Raw genomic sequence first — 24,001 nt, 5'->3', positions numbered from 1 at the left:
TGATGTGAAATCAGACTCGGATTGGCTCCAATTCAGGGGCGTGATTCTCATGGAAATGTGAAATGTCGACCCAATTGATCGAAAAACTCCGCCACCTAGTTACCGAAGGCGGGCTATCACGCTCGGGCCTTGCGCGCGCCGCTGGCCTTCATGCCAATACGCTGCGCGATCTCGATGCGCCGGATTGGAACCCGACGGCGGAGACGCTGCGCAAGCTGGAAAGCTACCTCTTTTCGAACGATGATACGCCTGCGTTGGTGCCCATCGAGGAAATCATCGAGGAGGCGCGCAATGGTCGCATGTACATCCTCGTGGATGACGAAGACCGGGAAAATGAGGGCGACCTTATCATCCCCGCGCAGATGGCGACGCCCGATGCAATCAACTTCATGGCGACGCACGGTCGTGGCCTGATCTGTCTGGCGATGACCAAGGCGCGCTGCAACCAGCTAGGCCTCGCGCCGATGGCAAGCGAGAATCGCGAGAGTATGGAAACCGCCTTCACCGTTTCGATTGAGGCAAAAGAGGGTGTCACCACTGGGATCAGCGCTGCTGACCGTGCGCGGACCATCTCGGTTGCAGTCGATGCCTCCAAAGGGCCGGAGGATATTGTATCGCCCGGCCATGTTTTTCCGCTGACCGCGCGCGATGGTGGCGTGCTGGTGCGGGCAGGCCATACCGAGGCCGCCGTCGATATCAGCCGTTTGGCTGGCCTCAATCCCTCCGGCGTGATCTGTGAGATCATGAAGGACGACGGCACGATGGCGCGGATGGACGATCTTGTCGCCTTCGCCCGCATGCACAAGCTGAAGATGGGCACGATCCGCGACTTGATCGAATATCGCATGCGCAATGACCATCTGGTTGAAAAGGCAAGCGAGAGTGCCTTCCAATCCGACTATGGCGGCGATTGGCGCGCGATGACCTATCGCAACAAGATCGACGGCAGCACCAATGTCGTTCTGCAAAAGGGCAAGGTGTTGCCCGATGAACCGACACTAGTGCGCATGCACGCCATTTCGATCTTCGATGATGTTCTGGGTCGTTCGGGCCCGCGCAAGCGGACGCTGCAGCGTTGCATGGCCGAAATCGGCAGGGAGGGGCGCGGATTGATCGTCGTGCTGATGCCCAGCGGTCCGCAGAGCCTGCAGCACGAAGTTGGTGGCACCACGGACGGTAGCGAGTTGCGCGTCTATGGCATCGGTGCGCAAATCCTTGCCGATTTGGGTGTGCACGATATGACGCTGCTCACCAATTCGCACCGCACCGTTGTCGGCCTTGAAGGCTATGGCATCCGTGTCGTCGGCGAACGCCCCATTCCGGAGTAAGAATAATGGCAAAATTCCTGATCGTTGAAGCGCGTTTCTACGACCATTTGAACGACATGCTGGTTGCGGGCGCAAGTGCTGCACTCAAGGCTGCTGGTCATGAGGTTGAAGTTATCACTGTTCCGGGCGCTCTTGAAATTCCTGGTGCCATCGCGCTGGCCGACCAGAGCGACTTGTATGATGGCTTTGTAGCAATTGGCGTGGTCATTCGCGGCGAGACTTATCATTTCGAAATCGTCGCTGGCGAAAGCGCGCGTGGCATCATGGCGCTGACCATGGATGGCGTAGCGATCGGCAATGGCATCCTGACGGTTGAAAATGAAGAGCAAGCGCTGGTGCGCGCCGATCCCAAGCAAAAGGACAAAGGCGGCGAGGCAGCGAAGGCTGCAATAGCCCTGCTGGACCTGCGCAACCGTTTCGGCTAGGGCGGGTTTCATTCGGGGACATTAGCATTTAGCCTGCCATATATTTGGCGGGCTAAACATTTATGGATGTCCGAATGACCAGTTCCCAAGACCTGATCCGCCAGCGCGGCTTTCTCAACATGATCGAGCGGCTCGGCAACAAGCTGCCCGATCCGATCATGATTTTCGTGTGGCTCATCCTCTTCCTGATGATCCTCTCGCAGGTAGGGGCGTGGCTCGGCTGGTCCGCCTCGCTGCCCTATACAGGCAAGGAAGCGCCGCAATGGGGCGAACTCAAGGATGGCGTGCTTACCTATCGCGCGACCAGCCTGTTCAACGAAGAGAATATCGCGCGGCTACTGACCGAGATGCCAAAGACCATGTCGAGTTTTGCGCCTTTGGGTTTGGTGTTGGTCATTGTGTTGGGCGCTTCGGTTGCCGAAAAGGCGGGTCTGTTTTCGGCGCTGATACGGGGTTCGCTGCGCAATGCGCCGCGCGCCATCATGACGCCGCTGGTGGCCATTATCGGCATGGTTTCCCATCATGCATCCGATGCTGCCTATGTCGTGTTCATCCCGCTAGCGGCGATTTTGTATGCCGCTGTCGGTCGGCATCCGCTGGTGGGACTGGTTGCGGCCTTTGCGGCGGTCTCGGGTGGCTATGCGGGGAACATCACCCCAGGGCAGATCGACGTGCTCCTGTTCGGTTTCACGCAAGAGGCAGCGCGCATTGTGGAACCGGGCTGGACGATGAACCCTGTCGGCAACTGGTGGTTCATCCTGTCGATCGTGATAGTCTTTACGCCAATCATCTGGTTCGTCACCGACCGGATTATTGAGCCACGTCTGGGTGTGTGGGGTAAGGAGCCCGATGATGAATTACGTGCCGAGCTGGCGAAATCGGACATTACGCCTGCTGAGCGCAAGGGTTTGCGACTTGCAGGGCTGACCGCGCTACTGGTCGTCGGAGCTTTTGCTGCGCTTGCGCTTGCGCCGGGATACACCCCGCTGCTTGATGAAGCGAAGGAAGGGACGGCGCAGATGCAGCCTTTCTATTCTGCGCTGATTGCTGGCTTTTTCCTTTTGTTCGTTAGCACCGGTCTTGCTTTCGGCATTGGCTCGGGCAGCGTGAAATCGAGCAATGACGCACTTCGCATGATGCAAGACGGCATCAGGTCGATGGCGCCCTATATCGTGTTTGTCTTCTTCGCCGCGCATTTCGTGGCGATGTTCAACTGGTCACGCCTCGGGCCAATTCTGGCCATTGATGGGGCGATTTTCTTGAAAGACTTCGGCCTTAGCGCGCCGTTTCTGCTGGTCAGTGTGTTGCTGCTTTCCTCCGTTCTCGATCTCTTCATCGGCTCGGCCAGCGCAAAGTGGAGCGCGCTCGCTCCGGTGGTCGTGCCGATGTTCATGCTTCTGGGGATCAGTCCTGAAATGACTACAGCCGCCTATCGCATGGGTGATAGCTACACCAACATCATGACTCCGCTGATGAGCTATTTCCCGCTCATCCTTGCCTTTGCCCGGCGCTGGGATGGTGATGTGGGCGTTGGAACCTTGTTGTCGTTGATGCTGCCTTATGCGCTGTGTTTCATGGCGGCGGGCATTGCGATGACGGTGGGCTGGGTCGCACTCGATTTGCCTCTCGGGCCGGGGGCGCAGGTGCATTACACACCACCCGGTGGTGTCCTTCAATAACGGCGTAATAAAATTACGTTTCGCTCGTCGTGCAACCGTTTATAGATGGGGGCATGACCGCACCTGTCCTATCGACCAGCTACAATGCCGACGATCCGGCAATCCTTGCCCGCGCTGCGCATAATCGCGCGCTGGCGGACGAATTGCGATCCAAGGTGGCGCAAGCTGCGTTGGGTGGGCCCGAGCAGCATCGCGAGCGCCATGTGGCGCGTGGAAAGCTGCTTCCGAGGGATCGTGTCGAACGGTTGCTCGATCCCGGCGCGCCGTTTCTCGAGATCGGCCAGCTGGTCGCCAATGGCATGTATGAAGGCGATGTGCATGGCGCGAGCCTGATCACCGGCATCGGCCGCGTTTCGGGCCGCGAGTGCATGATTGTGTGCAATGACGCGACCGTGAAGGGCGGCACTTATTATCCGCTGACAGTGAAAAAGCACCTCCGTGCGCAGGAAATCGCGATGGAGAACCGGTTGCCGTGCATTTACCTCGTTGACAGCGGCGGAGCGAACCTGCCGCATCAGGCAGAGGTGTTTCCGGACCGCGAACATTTCGGTCGCATCTTCTTCAACCAGGCGAATATGTCGGCGAAAGCCATTCCGCAGATTGCCTGCGTGATGGGCAGCTGCACCGCAGGCGGCGCTTATGTGCCTGCTATGTCCGACGAGACGGTGATCGTGAAGAAACAGGGCACCATATTCCTCGCTGGTCCGCCATTGGTGAAGGCCGCGACAGGGGAGGAGATCAGCGCAGAGGATCTGGGCGGGGGTGACCTGCATGCCAAGAAATCGGGTGTGGTCGATCATCTGGCGGAAAATGACGAACATGCGCTGACCATTGTGCGCGATATCGTCAGCCATTTGTGCGCGAATGACGGGTTCAAGGTCGAAAAGCGTGAGCCTCGCCCGCCCAAATATGACCCGCAGGAACTTTACGGCATCATCCCCGAAGATGTCCGCGCGCCTTATGACGTGCATGAGGTAATTGCGCGGTTGGTCGACGGCAGCGAGTTCCATGAGTTCAAGGCGCTCTATGGCAGCACGCTTGTCTGCGGCTTTGCCCATATCTGGGGCATGCCGGTCGCGATCCTTGCCAATAACGGTGTGCTGTTCAGCGAGAGCGCACAAAAGGGCGCGCATTTCATTGAACTAGCGCAGCAACGCAAAATTCCGCTGCTGTTCCTGCAGAATATTTCGGGCTTCATGGTCGGCGGCAAATATGAGGCGGAGGGGATTGCGAAGCATGGCGCAAAGCTCGTCACTGCCGTCGCCACCGCGACCGTGCCCAAGATCACCGTGTTGATCGGAGGCAGCTTTGGCGCGGGCAATTATGGCATGTGCGGGCGGGCTTACTCGCCGCGATTCCTGTTCAGCTGGCCCAATGCGCGGATCAGCGTGATGGGCGGCGAACAGGCAGCCAGCGTCCTCGCCACGGTTCACCGCGATGCCGCAAGCTGGAGCCCCGAACAGGCCGAAGCCTTCAAGGCCCCGATCCGCCAGAAATATGAGGATGAAGGCAACCCCTATTATGCGACCGCGCGGTTGTGGGATGACGGGGTAATCGACCCCGCGCAGACCCGCGATGTGCTCGGGCTGGCGCTGGCAGCGACGCTGAATGCTCCAGTTGAAGAGCGCGGTTTTGGCGTGTTCAGGATGTAATGCAGATGATCGAATCCCTCCTCATCGCCAACCGCGGCGAAATTGCTTGCCGGATCATTCGCACCGCACGCGCCATGGGTATCCGTACCATTGCGGTGTATTCGGATGCCGATGCCAATGCGCTGCATGTGCGAATGGCGGACGATGCCGTGCATATCGGTGCTTCCGCAGCGCGTGAAAGCTATCTGGTGGGTGAGAAGATCATCGACATTGCCCGCGTAACTGGCGCGGAGGCAATCCATCCGGGTTATGGCTTTCTCTCCGAAAATGCCGAATTTGCGCAGCGTGTTATCAATGCCGGGCTGGTTTGGGTTGGACCCAATCCTGCGAGCATAACTGCAATGGGCCTGAAAGATGCGGCCAAGCAGTTGATGCAGCAAGCGGGCGTTCCGGTGACGCCGGGCTATATGGGCAGCAATCAGGACCCGGGCTTCCTCGCCATTCAGGCCGACGGCATTGGCTATCCGGTGCTGATCAAGGCGGTTGCAGGCGGCGGTGGCAAGGGGATGCGGCTGGTCGAACGGCCGGAGGATTTTGCCGATGCCCTCGCCAGTTGCCGTCGGGAAGCTGCGGCTTCGTTCGGTAACGATCATGTGCTGATCGAGAAATATATCCAGCGCCCGCGCCATATCGAGGTGCAGGTGTTCGGTGACAGTCACGGCCAGATCGTCCACCTGTTCGAACGCGACTGCTCGCTGCAGCGCCGCCACCAGAAGGTGATCGAGGAAGCCCCCGCGCCGGGTATGAATGCCGCAACGCGCGAGGCGCTCTGCGCCGCCGCCGTTCGCGCCGCCGAGGCGGTCGACTATGTCGGGGCGGGCACGATCGAGTTCATTGCTGATGCCAGCGAAGGGCTTCGCGCCGATCGCATCTGGTTCATGGAAATGAACACCCGCCTGCAGGTCGAACATCCGGTGACTGAAGCGATTACCGGCGTCGATCTGGTCGAATGGCAGTTGCGCGTTGCTTCAGGAGAGCGACTTCCGCTGACGCAGGCACAGCTTGGCATCAACGGCTGGGCGATGGAGGCGCGGCTCTATGCCGAGGATCCGGAGAGGGGCTTTCTCCCCTCAATCGGCAAGCTCGAACATCTGGTGCTGCCCGATAGTCTGCGCGTTGATACCGGGGTGGAGCAGGGCGGCGAAGTCTCACCATTCTACGATCCGATGATCGCCAAGCTGATCGCCCATGGTTCTACTCGCGACGAGGCTATCGCACGGCTCGAGGCGGGCATTGACGACACCGAAGTCTGGCCGGTGCGCACCAATGCCGGATTCCTCGGCAATTTGCTGCGCCATCCGGAGTTTCTGTCAGGCGATGTCGATACCGGCCTGATCGGGCGCGATGGCGATGAACTGGTGCACCCGATTGAGGCCGAGGTTGAGGAACTGACCGAAGTCGCAGCTTTGCTCGCCGCCAGCCCCGGCGAAGGGCCGTGGAGCGGTGCACTCGGCTTCCGCCTGAACGCGGCCCCGCATGCGGTTGCTCGGCTGCGCGATGATGCGGGCGCTGTCTATGAAGTGCCTCTCGACGAAGTGAATGCTGCCGAACCTGCTCGCGATGTGCTCGCTTTTACTGGCGGCTTTGCCCGCCGCTACACGCTCGACCGCCATGAAGGCGCGCATGGCGGGGTTGCAGGTGACGGCACGATCCTCTCCCCCATGCCGGGGCGCATCATAGCGGTTGATGTGGCGGCAGGGCAGACTGTGACCAAGGGGCAGAAACTCCTCACCCTTGAAGCGATGAAGATGGAGCACACGCTTACCGCGCCCTTTGATGGCGTGGTGGCAGAGCTTAACGCCGTCGCCGGTGCGCAGGTGCAGGTCGAGGCGTTGCTGGTGCGGATCGAAGACGCAGCCTGAAACAAAAAAGGGCCGCGAGTGACGCGGCCCTCTTAACTCTTATGGGTGGCGGCTGATCAGGCAGCCAACTTCCGAAGCACATAGTGCAAAATGCCGCCGTTGAGGAAATATTCGAGCTCGTTGGCGGTATCGATGCGGCAGAGCGCGTCAAAATTGAAGGTCGAGCCATCCTTGCGGATGACCTTGACCGTCACCGTCTGGCGCGGCTTCAGATTGGCGACGCCGGTGATTGTAAAGCTGCAATCGCCATTGAGGCCAAGGCTCTGGCGGTTTTCGCCTTCCTTGAACTGCAGCGGCAGTACACCCATGCCGACGAGGTTCGAACGGTGGATACGCTCGAAGCTTTCGACGATCACAGCCTTGACGCCGAGCAGGTTTGTGCCCTTCGCCGCCCAGTCGCGCGATGAACCCGTACCATATTCCTTGCCTGCAACAATGATCATCGCGGTGCCATCGGCCTTATGCTTCATGGCGACGTCGTAAATCGGCTCGGCCGGACCATCGCCGTAACGCGACATGCCGCCTTCGATTCCGGGGACCATTTCGTTCTTGATTCTTATATTCGCCAGCGTGCCCCTCATCATCACCTCATGGTGGCCGCGGCGGGCGCCGTAGCTGTTGAAGTCGGATTTGCTAACCTGATGTTCCATAAGCCATTTTCCGGCGGGACTGTCTGCCTTGATGCTGCCGGCGGGGCTGATGTGGTCGGTGGTGATCGAATCGCCGAGGATGGCGAGCGGCTTGGCTTCGATGATGTCCGAAACCGGGGCCGGGGTCATGCTCATCCCCTCGAAATAGGGCGGGTTGGCGACATAGGTGCTGCCTGCGCGCCACTGGTAGGTTTCCGACCCCTCGACCTGGATCGCCTGCCAATGTTCGTCGCCCTGATAGACCGTCGCATAACGGCTGAGGAACATGTCGCGGCTGACATTGGCGGTCATCAGGTCGTTAATCTCCTGATTTGAAGGCCAAATATCCTTGAGGTACACGTCCGCACCGTCGGAACCTTTGCCGATCGGGGTGGTGGTGAAATCCTCGGTCACCGTGCCCTTGAGCGCATAAGCGACGACCAGCGGCGGCGATGCCAGGAAGTTTGCGCGCACGTCGGGCGAGACGCGGCCTTCGAAGTTGCGGTTGCCCGAAATCACGCTGGCGGCGACAATATCATTGCCGTTGATCGCCTTCGAAATCGGCTCGGCCAGCGGGCCGGAGTTGCCGATGCAGGTGGTGCAGCCATAGCCGACCAGGTTGAAGCCAACCGCGTCGAGATGCTCCTGCAGGCCAGCCTTCACCAGATAGTCGGTGACAACCTGCGATCCCGGCGCGAGCGAGGTCTTCACCCAAGGCTTGGGCTTCAGCCCGCGCTCATTCGCCTTCTTTGCGACAAGGCCGGCGGCCACCAGCACGCCCGGGTTCGAGGTGTTGGTGCACGAGGTAATCGCCGCAATCACAACGTCGCCGTCGCCGATGTCGTGGCTCTTGCCCTCGACAGGCACGCGCTTGAAGCCGTCATGCTTGTAGACTTCGGCGAGGTCCGCATTGAACACATCGTCGACTTGCTGCAGCACGACCTTGTCCTGCGGCCGCTTCGGCCCGGCGAGCGAAGGCTGCACGGTCGACATGTCGAGTTCGAGCGTCGAGGAGAAAATCGGCTCAACCGAAGGATCGATCCAGAAACCCTGCTCCTTGGCATAGGCCTCGGCGAGCGCAACAGCCTCTTCGCTGCGGCCCGTCAGGCGCATATAATCGAGCGTCTTGTCGTCGATCCCGAAGAAGCCGCAGGTCGCGCCATATTCGGGTGCCATATTGGCGAGCGTCGCGCGATCGGCGAGCGTCAGCGAGGCAAGGCCCGGGCCATAATATTCGACGAAGCGGCCAACCACGCCATGCGCACGCAGCATCTGGGTGCAGGTGAGCACAAGGTCGGTCGCGGTGATGCCTTCGGCCAGCGATCCGGTCAGCTTGAAACCGACAACTTCGGGGATCAGCATCGATACCGGCTGGCCCAGCATCGCGGCTTCTGCCTCGATGCCGCCTACGCCCCAGCCGAGCACGCCCAGGCCGTTGATCATCGTGGTGTGGCTGTCGGTGCCCACGCAGGTGTCGGGGTAGGCGACGGTTGCGCCATCCTGATCGGTCGAGGTCCACACCGCCTGCGCGATATGTTCAAGGTTCACCTGGTGGCAGATGCCGGTGCCCGGGGGAACCGCTTTGAAGTTATCCAGCGATTTCGAACCCCATTTCAGGAAGTCATAGCGTTCGCCATTGCGGTAATATTCGATTTCCACATTCTGTTCGAACGCCTTGGGGTGGCCGAATTCGTCGACCATCACCGAGTGGTCGATGACGAGGTGGACGGGGACCAGCGGGTTGATCTTGCTGGTATCGCCGCCCAGCTTCGCAATCGCATCGCGCATCGCCGCGAGGTCAACCACGCAAGGCACGCCGGTGAAATCCTGCAACAGCACGCGCGCGGGGCGATACTGGATTTCATTCTGGCTTTCGCTCGGGTTCTTCTGCCAATCGACCAGTGCCTGCGCATCGGCGGTGGAAACGGTGAAGCCGCCATCTTCAAAGCGCAGCAGATTTTCGAGCAGCACCTTCATGCTGAACGGCAGGCGCGACACATCGCCCAGCTTTTCCGCCGCCTTTTTCAAGGAATAATAGGCATAGGATTTGCCCCCGACGTTCAACGTCGAGCGGGTGCCAAGCGAGTCTTGTCCAACGGCGGTCATGGTAAATTACCCCTTCTGTGTTCGGTGCCCATGCGCGGGATTGGGGAAGACGGCGCCTGCTGTAAACCGCCAGCGCGAAAACCGGTCGGTGAGGGCCGTCAAACCAGCGCAGAAGCGGGAGATTCGACTATCGCGGGCGCCTTAGCGCGATGGGGGGGCAGGGGCAAGAGGGGGCGGGGCCGACTTTGGTCGGAAGGCTGACATCCTCTCCCTTCACGGGAGAGGATAGGACGCCTTGGCAGCTTGCTGCTTAGGCGGAGTTAGAGAGGGTGCGCGGTTGGGGGGCGCGTCACCCCTCTCAAGACTTGCTAGGCGCCTTTGCCGCCAAGCCAAGTCTATCTCTCCCGCAAGGGGAGAGAGGGGCGCTCGATTGCAATCTGGCTGTCAGCCTTTACCATCCACCCTATGTGCAACCACTACGCCAACAGCCCCGAAATCCAGGCAGAGCTTTCGACATGGCGCGAATTTATCGCATGGGATCTGAAAGCCCCGCTGCCACCAGAGGCAGAGGCAGACGCGGTCGAGGAAGAGGTCTGGCCCCGGCGCAGGGCATGGGTGGTGCGGCAGGCGGGCGCGGGGGCCTTTGCCGATGTCATGGCATGGGGCGTGCCCTTGGCACTGCCGGGCAAAAGGCCGGGGACCAGCGTGACCAAATATGTCACCAACATCCGCAACCTCGATAGTCCCTTCTGGCGATCGATGCTGGCAAAGCCGCAGCAACGCTGCCTCGTCCCCTTCGCCCGCTTTGCCGAGCCAAAGATCGGCGCAGGGCGGGAGGAGCATTGGTTCACGCTAAAGGAACGCCCTATCGGCGCCTTTGCCGGGCTGTGGCGGCTGGATGCCGCGGGGGCAAAGGTCTTTGCCTTTCTGACCTGCGAACCCAACCCGCTGGTTGCGCCGCTACACCCAAAGGCGATGCCGGTGATCCTGCACGAAAGCGATTATGCCCGCTGGCTGGAGGGCAATGCCGCCGAAGCGCGAGCGTTGGCGGTGCCGTTTCCGTCGCAGTTGATGGGGGTGGGGTAGGGGCGAAATAGAGGAAGTCTCACTGGAGTGGAACCGCAACCCATTACTGTTGCATCTGATTACATCGTTGATTGAAATAAAAATATCACTTACGTTATGTTATTATAGATTTGGTTGTGGAGATGTCATGGCGGGGACGGTTAATCTAGATGCGATGATCAAAAGATCAGACTTCGCTTCAATCGATCAAAGTGAGGTAACGCAGTCCCCGAACAATTTTGCTGAAATCGCATTAAAAGATTTAGCTGGTGAAGGGGCTTGGCTTCCTAAGCTTTTGAGAAAACCTGATTTTCAACGTGAAACTACGCAATGGTCACCAAATCAAATATCAACATTGATTGAAAGTTTTCTTGACGGTGAGTTGATACCTGCTGTCATTCTGTGGGGACCGAAATCTCATATATTTGTAATTGATGGAGGTCATAGGCTAAGTGCGTTGCTTGCATGGGTGTTAGATGACTATGGCGATGGGCCTCACTCATATAAATATTTTAATGGACTAATTCCTAATTCGCAGAAAAAGCTGGCCCGTAAGACAAAACTAGAGGTTGAAAAGAAAGTAGGTACATTTCAGCACTTTTCATCTCAAATATCTAGTGACACTTCAGAAGTTGATCCTAAGATATCTGGACGAATTGGTAATTTCGCGCGGCGTGGTCTACAAGTGCAATGGATTTATGGCGATGCAGATAAGGCCGAGTCATCTTTTTTTAAGATAAACACCCAAGGGTCGGTTCTCGATCCGACAGAAGGTCGGATACTGCAAAATCGAAGAAAGGCGCCCGCAATTGCAGCTCGTTCCGTTGTTAGATCTGCGACCGGTCATCAGTATTGGTCAAAATTCGATCCATCTGTTCAACAAGAAATCGAAGCTAAGGCATCGGCTATCCACAAGGCTCTATTTTCTCCTGAAATCGACACTCCTATCAAAACTATAGACTTACCTATTGGAGGAGCTGCTTCTGTAACAGACTCTCTCGATTTATTGATTAGCCTCTGCGAAATGGTGGAGCCAAATGCAAAACCTGTTGAACATTATAAAGATGATGAAGATGGATCAGAAACAGTAGAAATATTGAAAGACTTAGAAGCTGTAACATCTAGACTTATCGGAAATAGACCGCGAAGCCTCGGATTGCACCCGTTTGTATATTTTTATACAAGTAAAGGAAGGCATTACCCTCCGCTTATGATGGCTGTTTTTGCAATATTTGCGGAAAAAGTGCGAAACAATGACAAGTCATGGTTCAAAAATTTTACAGAAAATAGAGGTAGACTAGAAGAGCTTCTGATAGAACATAAAACAATAATAACGCTATTGATATCTGCGGTCGGTAGTAAACAAAGGCTGGACGGCGCAAAAAAAGTAATAAATTATATGTTAGAATCCTTAATAACAGGAGCAGAGGTTACTCCTGATGGGATCGCTCAAACTTTGCGATTGGAAAGTAGGCTTTATTCTATCCAATCGAAGCCAGGTTCTAATTTCACAGACGATGCTAAAAGCTCAGCATTTTTGCGCGATGCTTTGAAACAATCTTTGAAGTGTCCGTTGTGTAATGGGTACCTCGATCCAGCGAAATCAATTTCGTACGACCACGTAAAGAGAAAAGAAGATGGAGGCGATGGAGACCCTTCGAACTGTCAGCCTACACATCCATATTGCAACAGTTTAAAGGGCTGAATATTCAAAAATAGCGCTTCGATCGTGCTAAAATGAACTTTTCGTTCACCCTTCACTCAAAACCCTGGTCACCTCTTCCAACGTGCCGCGCACGCGCAGCAACTGGTCTTTCCCGAACACCACGAGGCATTCGTCGGATGCATTGTCGGCGGCTTTCACGAATTGGACTATCTCTGCATTGACCGAGATTTTCTGGCCGCGGGTGTCGATCAGGGTGACGAAGGGGATCATGGGGGTTCCTATCAATAGCTATGCCCAGCCCCCCTCTCTCCTTCAGGGGAGAGATACAAGCCTTACTGCTGAAAGCAGTTAGGCGCAGTTGAGAGGGGGAGGGGGGCGCAATCTTACCGTCGCAGCTCCTCTCCGCTGCGACTAATGCGCTGCGCTCATAAGTCTCGCTCCTCTCCCCTGAAGGAGAGAGGGGCGGGCGTCGATTAGCGCGGGACGGCCACGGTCGAGCAGCTTTCGGGTGCCATGCGACCGACCGTCCATGTGACGGTGCCGCCATTTTTGCTGAAGCTGTACGTACCGCTCGAATATTCGTTGCCCGACGGGCTTTCGATCCGGTTCAGCCCCATGACACGACCGCCATTCACGCTGACGAGGATTGCGGCCTGGCCGATATTATCGACCTTCAGCTTCGTTCCGCGATTGCATTCATAATATTCGCTGACGCCCGGCCCGCCAATCGACTCACAGCCTGCCAGCAGCACCATCGGCGCAAGGATCATTAGTTTCTTCATTGCCATACTCCCCAGTGAAGCTTTGATTTCAATAGCCTGTGCGTGTGCATAGTACGTCGGACAGATATGTGACGCGGTTGACCGTTTCCATCGTTTGCCATGCCGCACCGTTCCAGCCCATCTGACGGCAGAAAGTGTCGGCATTGCGCGCGGCACAGCTTGCGGTGGCGGAAATGCCTGCGCAGGCGCGGACGCGGAAGCCATATTGGGTCGGCTGCGCATAATATTGCGAAGACAGGCCGCGCAGCGAAGGGCCGCCGTCATTCATCCCGCCGCCACCACCGCCGATACCGCCACCAATAGGGCGCATCGACTGGATCACGAGCCCGCGAAAGGGCGTGTCGAGCATCGACTGGCTTGAGTCAAAAATATGGCAGGTACCTCGGAAATTGGTGCGTTCGCACAATTGCCAGCGGCCCGATTTCACGCGGATCGCATTGACCCGCCAGTTGAGCCCCAGATCGCGCTCTTCCTCACCCACAAAAACCGCCGGGCCGCGATAGCCGGCATCGCGATAAATCGTCGCTTCGGGCTGGACCATGAAGCGGCTGGCCTCAGGATCGCTTTGCGAATAGCCGGGTTGGCTAACCAACGCGGCGCCTGTCAGGCCCAGTACCGCAAGGGAAACTGCAGAAACTAAAACTTTCATTATATTGCCCTCCTACCGACTCGATTGTTACATTATTTTATAAGTTTAGGCGATGGCGAATGTTATGTGCAATCCAGCGCTACACACACCCTACCGCCTGCCATTCGGGGCTGGCATGACGCCCGCAATCGCGATATTGCGACTCACAGCAGATGAGAGCAATTACGGGAGAGACCCATGTCGGTAATGATGAACACGGCGACCGCCGCCAATGACGAGCATATCCGCGGCACGGTGAGCGCAGAAGAATGGGCGGTGCGCGTTGATCTCGCCGCGGCCTATCGGCTGGTTGCGCTTTATGGCTGGGACGACCTGATCTTCACCCACCTGTCCGCGCGCGTACCGGGGCCGGAGCATCATTTCCTGATCAACCCCTATGACATGATGTTTGAGGAGATCACTGCCTCTTCGCTCGTGAAAATCGACGTTGAGGGGCAGCCGGTGGTGCCGACCGCGCATCCGGTGAACCCCGCCGGTTTCACCATCCACTCGGCGATCCACATGGCACGTGAAGATGCCCATGCGGTGATGCACCTCCACACCCCTGCCGGGCAGGCGGTGAGTGCGATGGCGGAGGGCCTACTGCCGCACACCCAGACCGCGATGATCGCCAAGCACAATGTCGCCTATCACGAATATGAAGGCATCGCGACCGACTTGGACGAGCGCGAACGGCTGGTCGAGGATCTCGGCGAAAAGCATGCGATGATCCTGCGCAACCACGGCACGCTGGCCGTGGGGCAGAGCGTCGCCGATTGTTTCTTGCGGCTCTATTTCCTTGAGCGTGCCTGCGATGCGCAGGTGAAGATGCTCTCTGCAGGTCGCGAAAACCTCCACACCCCGCCGCAGGGCGTCGAGGGCAAGGTCGAGGGCCAGTCGCCTGCTGGTGGCATGGCGATGGTTGCGCAAAGCCTCGCTTGGCCTGCTTTGCTGCGCAAGCTCGACCGGATTGATCCCAGCTACAGGAACTAATTCAAACTAACCCAGCAATTGCAGGAGTGATGGTTATGCAGAAGGCGATATGGGCACTTGTATCGGTGACGATGCTGGCTGGCTGCGCAACCTATGGCGACGAAACAGTCACACCGCCGACAGAAGCGGTCGAAGCCAGCTATATGTGCGGTGTCGGCAAGCGTCTCGACGTGATCTTCACCGGTGAAAAGGCTGCAGTGAAAGTTGGTGCGAACACCTATAATCTGATGCAACAGCCGACCGGTTCGGGCTATTCCTATGCCGGAGACGGCCACAGCCTGCGCGGCAAGGGCACGGATGCTACCTGGACGGAGCCCAATGGTGAAGAACTCAGTTGCTTTGAATTTGATCCGGCCAACCCGCCGCAGGTGCAACCGCCCGTGAGCCCGCCCATCACCCGCGGCCTGCCGGGTACGACCTGGCGTCTGGTGCAGTTCCAGTCGATGGACGACAGCATCGGTACCAAGGTTCCGCCCAATCCGGAAAAATATGTGCTGACCTTTGCGAGTGACGGCTCGCTCTCGGCGCAGCTCGATTGTAACCGTCTGGCAGGAAAGTGGGAAGCGCAGCCGAGCTCTCCGACGGGCGGCGGCCTGACAATCAGCGGCGGGGCGATGACCCGCGCAATGTGCCAGCCGGGTGCGATGGATTCGACCATCGCTCGCGATATGGGTTTCATCCGCAGCTACACCATTCGCGGCACACAATTGCATCTGGCGCTGCAGGCTGATGCAGGGATTTACTCGTGGGAGGCTGTCCCGCCGCAATAAGCCAAACCGATAGGGGAGGGTAACCGCATGAAGAAATTTTTCCTCGGCCTGGTTGCATTTATCGCGCTCGCCGCGGTTACCGTCCTCTACATCACGCCCTGGCCCAGTGTCTGGGTAGTGCGCGCAATTTTCGACAGCGGTGCCAAATCCGCGTCGGACGCCTTGGTCAAACATTTGCCTGACAATGTGACGGCGCAAAAGGGCATCCAATACGACGCGAAAGATGCCGACGCTTTTCTTGACATCTACCGACCGGCAAATGCCGACCTGACCAAGCCCACTGTGGTGTGGATCCACGGCGGAGGCTTTGTTTCGGGGCGGCGCAGCGATATTGAAAACTATCTGAAGGTGCTGGCGGGCAGGGGCTTTGTCGTCGTCAATGTTGACTACACCATAGCTCCCACGGCCACCTATCCGACGCCGGTCCGGCAGTTCGGGCGCGCAGTGGCTTATCTCGATCAAAACGCCGAAAAGCTGGGTATCAATGGCGACGCCTTTGTCTTTGCGGGCGATTCAGCCGGGGCGCAGTTGGCGGCGCAACTCGCCAATATTGTTACCGCCCCCGATTACGCGCAAAAAGTAGGCGTGAAGGCGCCGATCGCAGCCGCCGAGATGAAGGGCGCTCTACTCTATTGCGGGGTTTATGACGCTGCCGCACTGGATGCCGGTCAAGGCGGCGTCATCGGCTGGTTCGTGCGCACGGTTACCTGGTCCTATAGCGGCAAGCGCGACTGGAGAGATGTACCGGGTTTCGAAACCTTTTCGCTCGGAAATTATCTGACACCAGCCTTTCCGCCGACATTCATCAGCGCGGGAAATGCCGATCCGCTAGGCCCGCAATCGGTTGTGCTTGACCGGCAATTGCGGGCTCAAGGCGTAAAGGTGACAAGTCTTTTCTACCCGAAAGATTATGTGCCGCCGCTGAGCCACGAATATCAGTTCAATCTGGATATCGAGGCAGGGAACAAGGCGTTGGAACAATCGGTCGAATGGTTGTCGGCATTGTCATCGCAACAGGCTGCACCCAAGCCGACCCTACCAAACCGATAAATGTAAAATTTGCGAATGGTTGCGGCAATAATTCTAACGTTTACGCTTCTGAAACGCGATATGGATAAACGCGTCTGGTAATCCGACAGGAAACCAGAACATAATGGCCGCAAGAAAATTTTCATGGGGAGCAACCAGCGAGAAATCGGCTGAGCCGTCAGCCCGTGGTTTGCTCGGTAAGCTGGGCCAGCGCCAGCCATCGGCGTCGCCCGCTGCGACGTCGAAAGACGCGTTGTTATTGCTACAGAATTTTGAAGAAAGCGGGCGTGGCTGGTTCTGGTCGACCGATGCTGAAGGCCGCATAACCTATCTAAGCGAGTCGGTGTGCCAGCGCCTCGGAAAATCGTGCGACGAACTGACAGGCAAGGATTTTGTCGAGCTATTCCTGAAGCCAGACAGCAGCGAAGACCGGCAGCGTACTTTGCCCTGGGTGCTGATGCGCCAGTCAAAATTTGACGATCTGGCTTTGCAGGCATCCGAAACCGAAGATGAAATCTGGTGGGCGGTGTCGGGTCGACCCTATCACAATGCCAATGGCGAATTTGCCGGATATCGCGGCAGCGGTACCGACATCACCGAACAACGCCGTGCGTCGAAGGACAATGATCGGCTGGCGACCTATGACGCATTGACCGGGCTGCTCAACCGACACCGTATGGCCAAGTTGCTCGAAAGCACATTGTCGGCTTTCCAGCTCCAGAAGCGCGCTTGTGCCATCATGCTCATCGACCTCGACCGGTTCAAACAGGTCAATGATACGCTGGGCCATCCCGCTGGGGATGCGCTGCTGAAGCAGGTGGCCGAACGGTTGATCAAAGTGGTTGGCGACCGCGAAAAGGTCAGCCGTCTGGGCGGCGACGAATTCCAGATCATATTGCAGGATCAGGATGATCGCGGTGAGCTTGGCGACATGGCGGACAAGATTATCCGCAGCCTGTCGCACCCCTATTCGATCGACGGCAGCCGCTGCATCATTGGTGCATCGGTCGGCATAGCTGTCAGTCCCTTTGACGGGCAATCAAGCGAAGACCTGATCCGCAACGCCGACCTTGCGCTCTATGCCGCCAAAGGCGGTGGTCGCGGGCGCTTCCGTTTCTATTCGAGCGATCTTTTGCAGGCCGCCGAAGACCGGCGCGTTCTGGAAGAAGATTTGCGCGACGCAATTTCGCGCGATGAAATCTGGCTGGCCTATCAGCCCATCGTCAACGCACAGACCAATATCGTCACCGGATTTGAGGCACTGATGCGCTGGAACCATCCGGAGCGAGGTAACATTTCTCCGGCACTGTTCATCCCGATTGCCGAGGAAGCCAATATGATTGGTGAACTGGGCGAATGGGCGCTGCGCAAGGCGTGTGAAGAGGCAGCTACCTGGCCGGGGGTTATGAAGGTGGCGGTGAATGTGTCACCCATCCAGTTCGCCAAGGACACCCTTCCCAAGTTGGTCAGGGAAGCGCTTTCGGTTTCCGGCCTGGCACCGGGGCGGCTCGAACTGGAAATCACCGAGAGCGTGTTCCTGCAGGATTCGGATGATACCGACAACATGTTCCAGCGACTGAAAGACATCGGCGTGCGGTTGGCGCTTGACGATTTCGGTACCGGCTATTCCTCGCTCGGCTATCTGAAGACCGCGCCGTTCGACAAGATCAAGATCGACCAGAGCTTTGTGCGCGGTGCGACAGAACCCGGTTCGCGCAACGGAGCGATCATTTCGGCGATCGTCGCCCTTGCCAACGCACTGGGGATGGAAACGACGGCGGAAGGCATTGAATCGCTCGATCAGCTCGATTTGATCCGCGACCTGCATGTCAGCCATGTGCAGGGTTATGTGTACAGCCAGCCAGTCGCCAATGACGTGCTGCTGGAGCGGTGCGAAGCCGGCGAATGGGAAATCACCCCCGCCGGCCCTGCCGTCCAGCGCAGCGACCGCCAGTCAATGTATCGCAAGATCGGCGCGATCCATGAGGATCATTATTATAATGTCGTGTTGCGCAATCTGTCGGTTTCGGGCGCGTTGATCGAGGGTATCGAAGATGTGCCGCTGGGCACAAGATTCGTACTCGACTTTGGCGACGGCCAGCTGGCGATTTCAACCGTGGTTCGTTCCATGGGCCCGCAGCAGGGTCTGGAATTCGAGGAGCGACTGGTCAATGATGGCAATGGCGGCCTCTGCACCAGCCGTCGCGTTTCGCCCTATATGATGGCAGCGGCGGGGATGCCGATCAAAAATCTGCCGCCGGGCTATTATGACGAAAATGAAGAGCCGGTTCGCAAGAAGGGCCTGCCCGCATTCAACACCGTAGGCGACTGGAAAGCAGCCTAAACGGAGCCAAATGCAGATGAAAACCGGTTGGTTGTGCCTCGGCTGATCCCGATTAACGGATAGGAGCGGGAAGATTGCAGGGGTGGTGTGCGCCTCCCCGCTCCTGCGCGCTGCTTGTTACCCAGCGCGATTTCGTTCGTGTCAGGCTGATGCAGGAACAAATTGGCCATGCAGTCCAAGCGGCATCGCGGTGTCGAGCCAGCCCCGGGCTAGAAACCCACGCTCCGGATGCGCGGCGTCGAAAATGGTGAGAGCGCTCTTCTGTTTTTTCCAGTTGAGTGCGGTACCGACCAGCCAGCCATCATCCTCTTTGACACTGCCGGGACGGGGAACGAACAGATGTTCCTCGATCATCCATTCCGGGCCATAGCGGAAGACCTGATCCTTGCCATTTTCCAGGTCGATTTTGACCACCGCATCAAACCAGTCAGTGCGACCCGCCGTGGCCATGGTGCTCATATAAACAAAACGATTCCGCCTGGTTTCAAAGTGCGGATTGACTTTGGGGAACTCGACCTGCTTTTGCAGCGGCTCGACCAGACGTGCACCCTTGGCGGGCAGGGTGACCCGATAGGCGCGGGCGTTCCAATCCGGAAAAATGCCACGCATCGGCTTGAAAAATTCCAGCATCAGGTCGCCATTGCGATCGTGTGCCATGTCAAAACGGATCGTGCCGTCTTCCTCTTCCCAGCCATTGCCGAAATGGAAAACGAAGCCCTCGGGCAGTTCCGTCTGGCGTATCAGATCAAAAGTTTCACGGTCGAAAATGTGTACTTTCATGGGTTTGCCGGGCATAGCTCGCATGCTTCCGAAACTGCCATTTTCGATCGACCGGGTGGCGTCGGATTGGGTCGAACTTTGAATGACCACCAGTGACCGGCTGGTCAGCAGAAAGTCGTGATAATAACCGGGCTGGCCAAGTGGCTGGATGCGGGCCTGTTCCAGCTTTCCATTCTTGCTGAGCCGGTAGAGAATGACGCGCGACCCCAGTGAACCGACATTCCAGATTCGACCGTCTTCGCCTACACGCGGATGTGCACTGAACGGGGCGCCCTTGGAGCCTTGTCCGAGATCGACATAGCCCTTGGTTGCCAGCGTTTCGGCGTCCAACTCGACTGCGCTGCCGCCTTCCCACAGCGCCCACATCGCCCCATCGACCGGCAGGATACTGGTGTTGGACGGGTTAGTGCTGTCGGATCCGGTGAGCGGTGCCTTGATGGCAATACCGCCGCCCGAGGTGGCGACGACGAACTTGCCGGCCTTTTCCTCCAACGCGCGCTTGTGTGTCGCGACAAAACGGCCGCGATAGCTGATGCCTGACGGGCCGACCGACCAACGCTGCACCAGACCATCGCCGTCGAACCAGTGCCGGTAGCGGACGCCATCGCGTTCGAACAGGGCCGGGCCGTTGCGGTAGAAGGCTCCGCGCAGTCCTTTGGGGATTTTGCCTTCGATACGGATATGCGTGAAATCGAACTCACCCGCTGCGTTGGCAAAGCCAGCAAGCCTTGGGTCCGATGCGCGCGCTTTGGCAAATGCGGGGGCAATTTCGTCGATCGGATGATAGGGCTCTTGCGCAAAGGCAGGCAGGCTCCGGGTAGCGGCGAAGGCTGCAAGACCGCCTGCAGTGCCCGTTAGGAACCCGCGCCTGCTGGCTTCCGTCCTGTGTGGGCCACTCATGGGGCGTAGGCCAAAACAGCGGTGGTGGAGGCGTCGGCGGAGAGGCTGACCTTCATTTTGTCAAATTCCGGAATACCGCCTGCGACCAAGGGTGTATTGGAAAAGCCGAAGCCTTCCAGCGGAATGCCAACCATATTCATGTCGACTTTGCCGTTGGCATTTTCGTCATGGTAAAGCTGGACGGCATAGTCGCCGGGGGTGAGGCCGGGAAATTCGATAACTACGCTTCCGGTCCGCGCATCCTTGACGCCAAAGGTCACCGTTTTGGCTTTGGTATCATCGGCTTGCTTGCCGAGAAGCTCTGCCCGTATCTGTCCCTTGGACGAACGGACGCCTTCGACTTTGAGTGTCAAAACCAGACCATCCTTGTCGGCGCATTCCGCGCTGTCGATGGCGTGTAACAGCGATGCTGCGCAGATGAGTGTCGGTAACATCCAGAGTGAAAGTCGCATTTTGGGTTCCTGTGTTGGGCTGGCTGCGGGGGATATGCCAGCGAGTGCGACCAAAGATGGGCAAGGCAGGACAGGGGCAGCAAGCGCGATTGCGTGAATGCCGGTTGGCGCTTCGTGAACGGTGGAAATGTCTGCGTGAAATGCTAGAGAAGCGCCCCGATGCCTGAAACCAGCCACCCAACTTCTGCGACCGCGCACGGCAAGATTCTGGGCCTTGCTGTCGCAACGGGGCTGTTGCTCGCGCTGCTCGCGCCCTTTCGCACGGCTGACATCTTCACCTTATGGGAGCTTACGGCTTTCTGGGCATTGTCGAGCATTTTCGGCTGCTATCTGCTTTACGCTCTGCACTTGGTGGCGCAGGGTTCCGCCCGCACCCGGGATATTCCGCCACGCATCTGGTTGCCGCTGTCGGCTATCATTGCAGCAATACCCACCACGTTGATTGTCCATGCGCTGGGTCCGGCGCTCAACAGCAATATCCGGCTGTCCGCTTTCTGGCAGCTATATCCGTCGGTGGCCGTTTTGTGCCTGCCGCTGCAATTTATCATTCATCTGATACTCCAAAATGATACGGTCCACATTGCGGCATCGCAGCCCCTTGTCGGCGAAGCAGCATCCAGCCTGTCAGCGGGCGCAGAGCAGATTTTGTTCGACAAGCTGCCGCGCCATCTCGGCCGGAAGATCCTCTGCATGAAGACCGAAGATCATTATCTGCGGGTCTATACAGAGGCCGGAAATGCGTTGGTCCTGTTGCGCATGGGCGATGCGGAAAATGCGGTGGGCGGGATCGACGGGCTACGCGTCCATCGCAGCTGGTGGGTTGCGCGCCATGCAGTTGTCGAAGCTGTGCCCGCAGGCAATGCGTTGCAGCTGCGCCTGACAAATGGGCTGGACGTGCCGGTATCTCGAGAACGCCGCCTGCTGCTCAAATCGAACGGCTGGATTTAACGCCTTAGGCTTGGCGGATACGGACGCGTTTTTCCCGGCTCGTCGCGCCGCTGACCAGTTCGATGTCGCGTGCAGCGATGCCGAGCAGCCCGGCAAGCTGCGCCAGCACCGCCTTGGTCGCTTTGCCATCCTCGGGTGCAGTGCGGGTCCATAATTTGAGCGCACCATTTTCGATTGCCGCGCGTTCCACCTTTGCGCCGGGTACGACACGCAGTGCGAGTTCGCCCTTCGCATCGATCAACGCGCAGATATCGGAAACGGACAGGTCGTTCGCTTTGGCCATGGCGCGGCATTAGCATGGCGTAACAGCGATTTCCTACCCCAATAGGTAGCGCGCATCGGCCCGGATAGGCGTTAGACGGGCGGGCTTTATTGGAGGAATCAACCATGTCCCGCTTTTTCTCGCTTCTCCCGCTGACTTTAGTGCTGGCAGCCTGTGGTGGGGAGAGTGCCCCCGCCGACCCGGCAGCAAACGCGCAGGCCAAACCCGATTCTGTATCTGCCAAGCCAGCATCCCAACCAAAGCCAAGTGTCGCTGCGATGGATCCGGCCAAACTCAAAGACCCGTGCATTTTCACTAAGGAAGAGGTCGGAAAGACCTTTGGCATCACCATTGCAACCACCGAACCGGAAAAGATGGGGCAGATGTCGGGTTGCACCTATAAGGGTGACAAAGGCAGTCTGCGGATCAATTTCATCGCCCATGATCCCGGCTATTTCGACATGGCCGTGGCCTCGATGAAAAAGATGAAGCCAGGCCGCAAGGTGGACATTGCGGGTGACCCCGATGGTGCATGGATGCAGTTTGTCAGTGAAACGGGCGGATATTTGAACTACAACCGGCAAAATGTGTCGATCGAGATTTTGCCGATGATGGACGCGTCCGAAAGCAATGCAGCGACGCAGGAAAAGCTGTTGTCGATGCGCCGTATTCCCTGAATCCTGACGCTCGACTGTGTTATAGGGCAAACTCCTGTCGTGCCCCGGGCGGTACCGGCTGCTAGCGGGACACTGACCGGGGGGCGATATATCAGGAGTTTTCGATGAACGCGCTGTCCCATGCCCTGTTGGCCCCGTTGCTACTGGCCGCCACCGCCGTTCCCGCTTCTGCACAGGCGCCTTATGGCCCACCCGCGCCCGATCGCAACAGCCTGACGCTGGGCATCGGCGGTGGCATAGCGCCCGAATATGAAGGGTCGGGGGATTATGGCTTCCAGCCCGGCGGGGTGATTCAAGGCAAGGTCGATGGTTTTGATTTCCAGGTGCGTGGCACCAACATCTATGTCGACCTGATCCGCGATGCCGATGACAGCAAGCTCAACCTGATCCTCGGCCCGGTCGCGCAAATCCGGCTGGAGCGGACGAGCCGTAGCGATCTCGATGACCCGCGCGTCGCGCTGCTCGGCACGCGCGAGACCGCTGTCGAGCTTGGTGGGCATATCGGCATCGGCAAAAAGGGCTTTCTGATTCCGCCCGCCAGCCTGACATTTGACCTGAGCTTCGTCCATGACGTTGCAGGCGCGCATGACAGTTTCATCCTCAGCCCCGGCCTGTCGCTGTCGAGCCCGGTATCGCAGCGGACTTTTGCCCGGTTGGGGGTTTCGGCGGACTATGTCGGGGCGGGCTATGGCCGCACCTATTTCGACGTCCCCGCTTTGGCCACACCCGGCGCGCTGCCCGCTTATGCGACCGATGGCGCAGGGTTCAAAAGCATCGGTACCACGCTGCTCCTCACCCACGATCTGGGTGGCGACAACCGCAAGGGCTGGGGCCTGTTCGCGTTGACCGGCTATAAGCGACTGCTCGGCCAATATTCGCGCAGCCCGATTGTACGCGACGCGGGCAATGCTGACCAGTTTCTGGCGGTGGCAGGGATTGCCTATAGCTTCTGACCCCTCTATCATCCCCCCATCCCCGGGGAGCCTGCTGTGGCTGAGAGGGATGGGTAAGCTCCATCCGACCCGTTGAACCTGAACCCGTTAGCACGGGCGGAGGGAGGGAGCGGCTTCATTCGAAACTCCGC

Annotated in this window: 21 protein-coding genes and 1 riboswitch; of the genes, 14 read left to right on the top strand and 7 right to left on the bottom strand. The window is 58.2% G+C overall.

What is annotated here, in order from left to right:
* Positions 1 to 62 precede the first annotated feature (62 nt).
* From ribB to DXH95_RS10140, 5 genes are all read left to right on the top strand, one after another.
* Positions 63 to 1,328 (top strand): 3,4-dihydroxy-2-butanone-4-phosphate synthase, encoded by a 1,266-nt coding sequence (gene ribB / locus DXH95_RS10160; protein ID WP_115549206.1) that lies wholly within the window; start codon positions 63 to 65, stop codon positions 1,326 to 1,328.
* A 5-nt stretch (positions 1,329 to 1,333) separates the two neighbouring features.
* On the top strand, positions 1,334 to 1,753 hold the full coding sequence (ribH, locus tag DXH95_RS10155) for a 6,7-dimethyl-8-ribityllumazine synthase (protein WP_115549205.1): 420 nt from the start codon (positions 1,334 to 1,336) through the stop codon (positions 1,751 to 1,753).
* A gap of 74 nt (positions 1,754 to 1,827) precedes the next feature.
* Entirely contained in the window at positions 1,828 to 3,432 is a 1,605-nt protein-coding gene (locus DXH95_RS10150) for an AbgT family transporter (protein ID WP_115549528.1), read from the top strand.
* Positions 3,433 to 3,485: 53 nt separating this feature from the next.
* The gene (locus DXH95_RS10145; protein WP_115549204.1) at positions 3,486 to 5,084 is read left to right on the top strand and encodes a carboxyl transferase domain-containing protein; all 1,599 of its coding nucleotides are present in this window, start codon (positions 3,486 to 3,488) and stop codon (positions 5,082 to 5,084) included.
* A 5-nt stretch (positions 5,085 to 5,089) separates the two neighbouring features.
* The gene (locus DXH95_RS10140; RefSeq protein ID WP_115549527.1) at positions 5,090 to 6,946 is read left to right on the top strand and encodes an acetyl/propionyl/methylcrotonyl-CoA carboxylase subunit alpha; all 1,857 of its coding nucleotides are present in this window, start codon (positions 5,090 to 5,092) and stop codon (positions 6,944 to 6,946) included.
* A gap of 56 nt (positions 6,947 to 7,002) precedes the next feature.
* Here the strand turns inward: DXH95_RS10140 and acnA are convergent, their stop codons facing one another.
* Positions 7,003 to 9,681 carry an aconitate hydratase AcnA gene (acnA, locus tag DXH95_RS10135; RefSeq protein WP_115549203.1) on the bottom strand — a complete coding sequence of 893 codons (2,679 nt, stop codon included), beginning with the start codon at positions 9,679 to 9,681 and terminating at the stop codon, positions 7,003 to 7,005.
* 405 nt (positions 9,682 to 10,086) lie between these two features.
* On the opposite strand from acnA, the gene DXH95_RS10130 reads away from it, so the two are divergent.
* The gene (locus DXH95_RS10130; protein WP_115549202.1) at positions 10,087 to 10,707 is read left to right on the top strand and encodes an SOS response-associated peptidase family protein; all 621 of its coding nucleotides are present in this window, start codon (positions 10,087 to 10,089) and stop codon (positions 10,705 to 10,707) included.
* Between the two features lie 127 nt (positions 10,708 to 10,834).
* Positions 10,835 to 12,391 (top strand): GmrSD restriction endonuclease domain-containing protein, encoded by a 1,557-nt coding sequence (locus tag DXH95_RS10125; RefSeq protein WP_115549201.1) that lies wholly within the window; start codon positions 10,835 to 10,837, stop codon positions 12,389 to 12,391.
* 45 nt (positions 12,392 to 12,436) lie between these two features.
* Here the strand turns inward: DXH95_RS10125 and DXH95_RS10120 are convergent, their stop codons facing one another.
* From DXH95_RS10120 to DXH95_RS10110, 3 genes are all read right to left on the bottom strand, one after another.
* Positions 12,437 to 12,622 (bottom strand): hypothetical protein, encoded by a 186-nt coding sequence (locus tag DXH95_RS10120; protein ID WP_115549200.1) that lies wholly within the window; start codon positions 12,620 to 12,622, stop codon positions 12,437 to 12,439.
* A gap of 203 nt (positions 12,623 to 12,825) precedes the next feature.
* Positions 12,826 to 13,134, bottom strand: a complete 309-nt coding sequence (locus DXH95_RS16125; protein ID WP_181883630.1) for an MliC family protein — start codon at positions 13,132 to 13,134, stop codon at positions 12,826 to 12,828.
* A 28-nt stretch (positions 13,135 to 13,162) separates the two neighbouring features.
* On the bottom strand, positions 13,163 to 13,783 hold the full coding sequence (locus DXH95_RS10110) for a beta/gamma crystallin-related protein (RefSeq protein ID WP_115549198.1): 621 nt from the start codon (positions 13,781 to 13,783) through the stop codon (positions 13,163 to 13,165).
* A 186-nt stretch (positions 13,784 to 13,969) separates the two neighbouring features.
* On the opposite strand from DXH95_RS10110, the gene DXH95_RS10105 reads away from it, so the two are divergent.
* The 4 genes from DXH95_RS10105 to DXH95_RS10090 all read left to right on the top strand — a co-directional run bounded on the left by DXH95_RS10105 (position 13,970) and on the right by DXH95_RS10090 (position 18,898).
* On the top strand, positions 13,970 to 14,755 hold the full coding sequence (locus DXH95_RS10105) for a class II aldolase/adducin family protein (RefSeq protein ID WP_239016624.1): 786 nt from the start codon (positions 13,970 to 13,972) through the stop codon (positions 14,753 to 14,755).
* A 35-nt stretch (positions 14,756 to 14,790) separates the two neighbouring features.
* The gene (locus DXH95_RS10100; RefSeq protein ID WP_181883629.1) at positions 14,791 to 15,525 is read left to right on the top strand and encodes an META domain-containing protein; all 735 of its coding nucleotides are present in this window, start codon (positions 14,791 to 14,793) and stop codon (positions 15,523 to 15,525) included.
* A gap of 27 nt (positions 15,526 to 15,552) precedes the next feature.
* Positions 15,553 to 16,575 carry an alpha/beta hydrolase gene (locus DXH95_RS10095; RefSeq protein ID WP_115549196.1) on the top strand — a complete coding sequence of 341 codons (1,023 nt, stop codon included), beginning with the start codon at positions 15,553 to 15,555 and terminating at the stop codon, positions 16,573 to 16,575.
* A gap of 103 nt (positions 16,576 to 16,678) precedes the next feature.
* On the top strand, positions 16,679 to 18,898 hold the full coding sequence (locus DXH95_RS10090) for a putative bifunctional diguanylate cyclase/phosphodiesterase (RefSeq protein WP_115549195.1): 2,220 nt from the start codon (positions 16,679 to 16,681) through the stop codon (positions 18,896 to 18,898).
* A gap of 141 nt (positions 18,899 to 19,039) precedes the next feature.
* Here the strand turns inward: DXH95_RS10090 and DXH95_RS10085 are convergent, their stop codons facing one another.
* Both DXH95_RS10085 and DXH95_RS10080 read right to left on the bottom strand, forming a co-directional pair.
* A complete protein-coding gene (locus tag DXH95_RS10085) occupies positions 19,040 to 20,578 on the bottom strand; it encodes a carotenoid oxygenase family protein (RefSeq protein WP_115549194.1) in 1,539 nt (512 codons plus the stop codon).
* Positions 20,575 to 21,030, bottom strand: coding sequence for a DUF2141 domain-containing protein (locus DXH95_RS10080; RefSeq protein ID WP_115549193.1), 456 nt, complete (start codon positions 21,028 to 21,030; stop codon positions 20,575 to 20,577). The genes DXH95_RS10085 and DXH95_RS10080 overlap by 4 nt, the downstream gene beginning before the upstream one ends.
* Before the next feature lie 159 nt (positions 21,031 to 21,189).
* Here DXH95_RS10080 and DXH95_RS10075 point away from each other — a divergent pair, with 159 nt between their 5' ends.
* Complete coding sequence (locus tag DXH95_RS10075; protein WP_115549192.1) at positions 21,190 to 21,978, top strand: LytTR family DNA-binding domain-containing protein; 789 nt, start codon at positions 21,190 to 21,192, stop codon at positions 21,976 to 21,978.
* A 4-nt stretch (positions 21,979 to 21,982) separates the two neighbouring features.
* On the opposite strand, the gene DXH95_RS10070 is transcribed toward DXH95_RS10075, so the two are convergent.
* Entirely contained in the window at positions 21,983 to 22,261 is a 279-nt protein-coding gene (locus DXH95_RS10070) for a DUF167 domain-containing protein (RefSeq protein ID WP_115549191.1), read from the bottom strand.
* Positions 22,262 to 22,365: 104 nt separating this feature from the next.
* Between DXH95_RS10070 and DXH95_RS10065 the strand changes: the two genes are divergently transcribed.
* Positions 22,366 to 22,917, top strand: a complete 552-nt coding sequence (locus DXH95_RS10065) for a DUF3558 domain-containing protein (protein ID WP_147291722.1) — start codon at positions 22,366 to 22,368, stop codon at positions 22,915 to 22,917.
* 104 nt (positions 22,918 to 23,021) lie between these two features.
* Positions 23,022 to 23,870 carry a MipA/OmpV family protein gene (locus DXH95_RS10060; protein WP_115549189.1) on the top strand — a complete coding sequence of 283 codons (849 nt, stop codon included), beginning with the start codon at positions 23,022 to 23,024 and terminating at the stop codon, positions 23,868 to 23,870.
* 13 nt (positions 23,871 to 23,883) lie between these two features.
* A riboswitch (TPP riboswitch) is annotated at positions 23,884 to 23,992 on the top strand.
* The last annotated feature ends 9 nt before the right edge of the window (positions 23,993 to 24,001 follow it).

Origin of the sequence: Sphingorhabdus pulchriflava, from assembly GCF_003367235.1 — a bacterium.
Classification (GTDB): domain Bacteria; phylum Pseudomonadota; class Alphaproteobacteria; order Sphingomonadales; family Sphingomonadaceae; genus Sphingorhabdus_B; species Sphingorhabdus_B pulchriflava.
The sequence above is the reverse complement of the archived record's forward strand: the minus strand, read 5'-3'. Positions and strand labels throughout refer to the sequence as shown.